The organism is Alteromonas sp. KUL17 (genome assembly GCF_006538305.1).
Taxonomy (GTDB): domain Bacteria; phylum Pseudomonadota; class Gammaproteobacteria; order Enterobacterales; family Alteromonadaceae; genus Alteromonas; species Alteromonas macleodii.
In genome coordinates, this window is sequence record NZ_BJKJ01000004.1 from 342,191 (window position 1) to 348,745 (window position 6,555).

Annotated in this window: 5 protein-coding genes and 1 rRNA gene; 3 read left to right on the plus strand and 3 right to left on the minus strand. The window is 39.7% G+C overall.

Annotated elements, in window-relative coordinates:
* The first annotated feature begins 140 nt into the window (after positions 1-140).
* Together KUL49_RS06200 and KUL49_RS06205 are read left to right on the plus strand one after the other, a co-directional pair.
* Entirely contained in the window at positions 141-3,386 is a 3,246-nt protein-coding gene (locus KUL49_RS06200; protein ID WP_131136673.1) for a winged helix-turn-helix domain-containing protein, read from the plus strand.
* A 32-nt stretch (positions 3,387-3,418) separates the two neighbouring features.
* Positions 3,419-3,784, plus strand: a complete 366-nt coding sequence (locus KUL49_RS06205) for a DP-EP family protein (protein WP_131136674.1) — start codon at positions 3,419-3,421, stop codon at positions 3,782-3,784.
* A gap of 109 nt (positions 3,785-3,893) precedes the next feature.
* Here KUL49_RS06205 and KUL49_RS06210 read toward each other — a convergent pair whose 3' ends face one another.
* Both KUL49_RS06210 and KUL49_RS06215 read right to left on the minus strand, forming a co-directional pair.
* Positions 3,894-4,847 carry a sensor domain-containing diguanylate cyclase gene (locus tag KUL49_RS06210; protein ID WP_242633741.1) on the minus strand — a complete coding sequence of 318 codons (954 nt, stop codon included), beginning with the start codon at positions 4,845-4,847 and terminating at the stop codon, positions 3,894-3,896.
* 127 nt (positions 4,848-4,974) lie between these two features.
* Positions 4,975-5,484: a hypothetical protein gene (locus tag KUL49_RS06215; RefSeq protein WP_131136676.1), complete on the minus strand. Its 510-nt coding sequence runs from the start codon at positions 5,482-5,484 to the stop codon at positions 4,975-4,977.
* An 89-nt stretch (positions 5,485-5,573) separates the two neighbouring features.
* On the opposite strand from KUL49_RS06215, the gene KUL49_RS06220 reads away from it, so the two are divergent.
* Positions 5,574-5,891, plus strand: a complete 318-nt coding sequence (locus tag KUL49_RS06220; protein WP_131136677.1) for a DUF2785 domain-containing protein — start codon at positions 5,574-5,576, stop codon at positions 5,889-5,891.
* 420 nt (positions 5,892-6,311) lie between these two features.
* Here KUL49_RS06220 and rrf read toward each other — a convergent pair.
* Positions 6,312-6,427, minus strand: a 5S ribosomal RNA gene (gene rrf, locus KUL49_RS06225).
* Between the last annotated feature and the right edge of the window lie 128 nt (positions 6,428-6,555).

The window sequence follows — 6,555 nt, forward strand, 5'->3', positions numbered from 1 at the left end:
CTTGCCAATACAAAAAAAACTTACAAGAAATATAACTTTTTTACATTATCTCTTTATTCATTCACTCATTATGCGCTTAATATAGGAAAAAAAGTGAACATTCACATTAAATAAAAACGAATAGTGTATTGGGGCTGAGCGTGAGACAAAAATTTTTTTTAGGCGATTGGCAAGTCGAACCGTCTAATAATAGATTGACGTTAGGGAAAATAAAGCGAAGCATTGAGCCTAAGTCAATGGATGTTCTGCTTTTGTTATGCCAAAAAAACAATGAAGTAGTCTCAGCGGACGAAATTGTTTCACAATGCTGGCCCGATTCTCCTACCGGTGACAATCCTGTACATAAAGCAATCACACATTTAAGAAGGGCATTAAACGATAAAGCAACAGCCCCCCAATATATTGAAACCGTTCGCAAACGAGGTTATCGAATAATCGCTGACGTTCAGTTTTTGGTGAACGACACAGATAATACGGTAGCATCTACATGGACCGAACATCCCCCATTCGTAGGGTTAAAAGCGTTTACTGCTAAAGAGAGTGAAATATTTTTCGGTCGAGACGCGCTAATTAGAGATATTGTTTCGCACAAGGCGGAATTATTTCGCAAAAAAAGGCCTTTTTCATTAATTTTAGGCCCTAGTGGATGCGGTAAAAGTTCATTAATACATGCAGGCGTACTCCCTCTGTTTCTTAGAAATAAAGGGCTAAACAGTATCTATGCGCATGACTTTGCTAGTATCGATGTTGCCGACATAGAATCTTCGAACAATGAATTTGCTATCTTTGTTGAGCTCGCCTCTTATATGATCGACTGGGGCGATGAAAATAGTTACGTCTTTAATAATTTAAGTGCAACAGAACTTGCTGAACTGCTGCTAAATGAAGCAGACCAAGTTATAGCAATTGTCTCTGATTGGCTTGCAGAACGAGATCAGGGGGTTAACTTCCCATGTTTTGCAATCATCATAGACCGACTAGAGGCGTACCTGGCAGATCAGTCTATTCCCACGTCTTCCAAATCACGTTTTTTTAGTATTCTAGAACAGCTGAGCCAAAGCAATTTTTTCCTCACCTTCCTCATCAGTAGAAACGATTTTTACCCGATTATTTCTACCTTCGAAACATTAATGAAGAACAAAGGAAAGGGCGCACATATAGACGTTACGCCCCCCTCATTGAACGAGTTAAGTCAAATTATTAAACGACCCGCGGTTGCCGCAAATATTGCCTGGGAATTCGATGAGCACACAAATTCACGACTAGACGATATCATTCTATCCGATGCATCTCGCGCACCTAATTGTCTTCCATTGCTGCAATACACACTTCAAGAATTATATTTGCAAAGAGCGAACAACAAGCTATGTGTAAAGACATATAACGAATTAGAGGGCATTGAAGGGGCTATAGGACACAAGGCTGAGCAACTTTATGAAAGTCTTTCTGACGCCGTGAAAAATGCGTTAGATAATATCCTTCCTCTTATTGTTAATGTAACGCAGTCGGGTAACACATTGACAAGCAAAACGGCACATTGGGACACGCTACAAACGCAGGACGAGCGAGAGTTAGTTAAGCAAATGGTCGAGCATCGCTTATTTGTTTCTTTCTCAAATAAAGGAAAAGCAAGTTTCAAAGTTGCCCATGAAGCCGTGTTGCGAAAGTGGGAGCGCGTTCAGAAGTGGGTGGAGACACATCACAACAGCCTAATTCTAAAAGCAAGGTTAGCAGAACAAACTAGTCAGTGGTTAGTAAATAACAAAAATCACGCTTTTCTATTGTCAGAAGGAAAACCATTTTTCGATGCAATCATGTTGACTAGTCTAGCGAATATTCGTCTTGAAGAAAGCGAAAGGGAATTTATTGCGCAAAGTCAAAAGCGTATTAGTCGACGGAAAGTTTTAAAAGGTGTTACTGCTGCAACATTGGTTGTATTACTCGTTGTTTCATCCATTGCTACTATATACAGCCAGCAAGCGCGTGAGCTAGCAGAAAACAAACGAAAAGAAGCAGAAGACTTAATGGGGTTCATGATAGGTGATTTTGCAGATAAGCTTCGCACCGTTAAAAGAATGGACTTATTAGAAGGCATCAGTGAACAAGCGCTACAATATGTCGAACGCGCTAAACAAACTCAAAATACTACTTTGTTTAATACACAATCAGCTAGTTTTGAGCTTCGTTTTCAGCACGCTTTGTCTGTTCAAGCCATGGCCGAAGTTAAATTTTATCGTGACGAAATCGACACAGCTAAAGAAGCATACGACGAAGCATCAATACGTCTTGAAGAATTACTAAAAGAACAGCAAACCAACCAGCAACTTCTTAAAGCGTATGGCGCAAATCAATTTTGGCTAGGTCAAATTCACTACATTAACGGTGCTATGAGTGAGTCAAAAAAATACTTCGATAGCTATCTTAGTACAAGTAAAGCTATGCTCGCAGCGGCTCCAAATAGTCTCGAAGCCATGATGGAAGTTTCTTATGCAGAGAACTCCGTAGGCACTATTGCCTTCGAGCAGTTTGACTTTGAAAATGCAATTAAGCATTACCAGGCATCGCTTGAATATAAAGAAAAAGTAGTAGAAGCCGATCCGAGTAATACAGAAGCATTATTGTATTCAGCCGACACGCGATCTTGGCTAGCTTCGATGGTATTGCATTTAGGTGAATTTGAAAGCGCGGAACGTTACTATCGCGAAGGGGCTTCCCAACTCCAGTTATTGTATGAACAAGATGGTGAAAATGCGGCGGTTATACAAACTTATGTTGCTTTACTCACCAAGCAAGCCACATTGCTTTTAATGCGAAATAATGACGAACAAGCTTTACATTCAATAGATAAAGCAAAATATTTGATAGAAAAAGCGCTGCAACAAGATCCGAAAAACACAGAGTGGATAGGCGATGACGTCTATATTAAAACGCTTAAGCATGTTTACTTTTACACACAAGACGTTGAAGACGAAACGTCCAAACTTATTAGCTTAGTATCTGATAAAAATGAATATCGCTCTATTTCTACGCTAATACGCTTTTTGCAATCTAAAGACAGCTGGAAACACGCCGGTGAACTTATTAATCAGCTCGAAACGCTTAAGCCAGAACTGCAGTCACAAGAACCCGTTTCTGATTTTTATTCTCTTCAGTCACGAAATGAGTACCTAACTTTAAAAATTAACCAGGAACTTCACGACGATAGCGAGCAAATTGAACGGCTCTGTGCGCATTTATCTAGTTTGAACGATAGTGTTGCCAACAAAAGTCAGCACTACAGCATACTGTATGCACAACATGTTGCATCTATATGCTTGAACTCAGAAAATCCCCCGTACAGTAAAATAGACGAAATGCGTCAATTCTATACTCGCTTACTCCAATAACTTTAAATCACTTAGCAAATAAGAGAGAAACAATGTCATCACCTACTCCATTAATCCAGTTCTATGTATCGGCAAGCCCTGAAAAACATACGTACACATTTTATACCGACATTGAAGGCACTACCTTGGCTGAATCGACAATTGTCGTAACAGAACCTAACACGGTAATTTCTTACACCTTGATTAAAAACGAGCAACAGCTTGGTTTCGTTGGCCCCATCATTTCCGGCGATGCTGATAATGATTTGACCTTTAGTATCTCAAATGATCGTCAGACAATTATTTTTGTCGACTCCGACCATTCGAAAGAGGATATCTGCATGAAATTAGTCACAGCCCCATTAAACTGCATTTTTGTCAGTCCAGATCCACAGATGATTAATCGCAGACCAGGTTAACGTTCTCATGGACTAGACCAAGAAACATGGCAGTTATCCGTCGATATTGCGCGTTCAACTTTTGTAATGTTGTTGAGCGCGTATTTACCATTCAGGCTTTGCGAATCCACTACAAATAACAAATTTGATTTCTCCCTTGCGCTTTAGCTTGGTACAAAAGAGTATCTGCGCCGTTAATTAACGATTCAGGAGATGCATACCTGTGATTGTAATGCGTAGCGACACCAATACTTACGGTTAACTTAGTATCAGTTTCAAGTGCAAAGAGCTTTATACTCAGTTGTGCAAGATGGCGTTTTAGACGCATTGCCAATAATTGTGCATTCTGTGCGTGACAATTCGGTAAAACAATGGCGAACTCTTCCCCACCATAGCGAGCGGCAAGTGCATCTCTATTCGGCAAGCTCAAAGACAACACATCACCAATTCGCTTAAGACAGCGGTCGCCGGCTACATGACCATATTCATCGTTAAAGCGCTTAAAATGATCGATATCAATCATCAACAGGCTGATTGGAAGATTATTGTTCACGCAGTAAGTCCACTGTTGCGATATGTACGAAGAAAATTTGTGCCTGTTAGCTAAACCTGTAAGAAAATCAGTTTCAGCTTTTCTTTTAAGCATGGTGTGTTCGGCTTTATGCACTGTCATGTCGCGGAGAATGCAAAGAAATAGCGAATTTGATGAAGAAAACTCTTCCGGTAAGGAAGAAATAGATAGTTCAACGTCTAATGACTGATCGTCGGATTTCTCGTGTTGAAGAGTAACTTCGATTGGGGGTACTTGTATGATGCGCTCTTTTCCAGCATTGAGAGAACGTTTGATTAGACTGTTTTTATCGGAACCGCTTTCTATATAATCGAGAAAATTTTCGCCAATTATCCGCTCTCGTCGCGCGCCAAGTAAATCAGAAGCGTTAGAATTTAATATTTCTACAATTCCATCAATGTTCAACACTACAATAGCTTCATTGATAAAGTTTATCATTCTTGCGAGGGAGCTGTTCTGATAGTAATTAAACAGTTTGGTCGGGCTGCTAACTGTATTTTTGTTACTTTGCATGGCGGTATACATCCTTTCATTGCACTATTACTGCACTAGGTATGTATACAAAGTTACGCTACTTTTACGAGGTCAACCTTCCGCTTACCTTCCCATTTAACGCATTGTTTTATATTGATTTTTAAAACTAATTCTCAATGGAAAAGTCATTTTTCTTATAAAAATCTAGAATTGAATAACTGTTTATATCCATCATCGCCTGCTCAAGGTTCGTTAATAAACTGTCTTTTTGATCACTCGTTTTTGAGAGAGCTAAAAACGAGGGTATATTTCGACGTTGAGAAACAAGAAGTTCGCTTACTGTAGAGCCATTATTAGCCACATAAAACATGTATGGTGCTTCATAAGTGAGAAGATGTGCAGTGCGATGCATTTCGAAAAGCTGAATAGCTTCAGATGCGTTGGCCATATCAAAAAAAGTATACCCCTCGTCAAGCAATTTCTTGCGCAAACCAAGAAAGTCATAGCCTCTTACCGCTGCGACAGATTTCTCGTTTAATCGTTTTTTGTTTGATACTAACAAAGTAGATAAAAAGACGACGGGCTTATCTAAGAAAATAACATTATCATCTAATGCGCGAGTGCCTTTTACATTTATTGTTAAATCAACAACGCCGGTTCTAATTCGTTCAAACAAACGAGCTGGAGGAGCACACTCTACTCTAACTTCGTAATTTAATTTGATGAGAAGGGCGTCGATTGTATCAATAATAAGAACGAAAACAGTTGTTAGATATTAGCACTGACGCTCTTGTAAACGTAAATGATTATACCGGGTTTAGTGAAGATATCGGTTACATACACCAAATAGCACATGCTTCAGATCTAGCGCTTCAACTATCACTTAACCAAGCGTTCGATGAACCGCAATTGAAAGCTCTTTCTCAAGCTATTCAGCAAGCGATCAATCCAAGTGAAATACACTTTTACATCTACGGAGAATCAGACAGATTGGTGCGTGCAACGGTGTATTTAATGTTAAGAGAGTCTATGACACTAGAATATTGGAGTGAGTGGTTATCAGTAGCGGCCCCCCCCTTTTAGTTCATGGCATGAAGCGTACGAGACAAACGAAGGATTAGCTGCTTTACACAACACACAAAGCTTTTTTAATAGACTTCTGGTTTGGACTGCAAGTTCTAAAAATGCAAAGCTAACGGCTATTAATAAACAAGTATTACAGCATTTAAAGACAATTCAGTAGATTTGTACAACAGTTAACGTTTCGGCTATCAACTTCACTGAATACTTTTAGCTATATACATAATACCAAGTTTTTCTGTCATCCAAACGCCAAAAAACCGCCGTAAGGCGGGTTTAGTGGTGAAAAATTGTGAGACTCTCTGTCGCGCTTCTTTTACGAAAATCGCGCGCAAGGAAGAGGTACAGTACACTCTTTTTTACTATACCGAGCCTCAAACAAAAAAAGCCCTTGTCGTAAGACAAGAGCTTTTTCGAATTGGGACCTGGCAGTGTCCTACTCTCACATGGGGAAGCCCCACACTACCATCGGCGCTAATACGTTTCACTTCTGAGTTCGGAATGGAGTCAGGTGGTACCGTATCGCTATGGCTGCCAGGAAAAACTGGTAACAATCTAGAAAACTGGATATCAATTCAATCGTGAGTAACTACTTTTTACTCTACTTGCTGCTCATTTTTCAGAGCTTAGCTTGTCTACAACACTCAGAAGACTAAAGCTTCTTGGG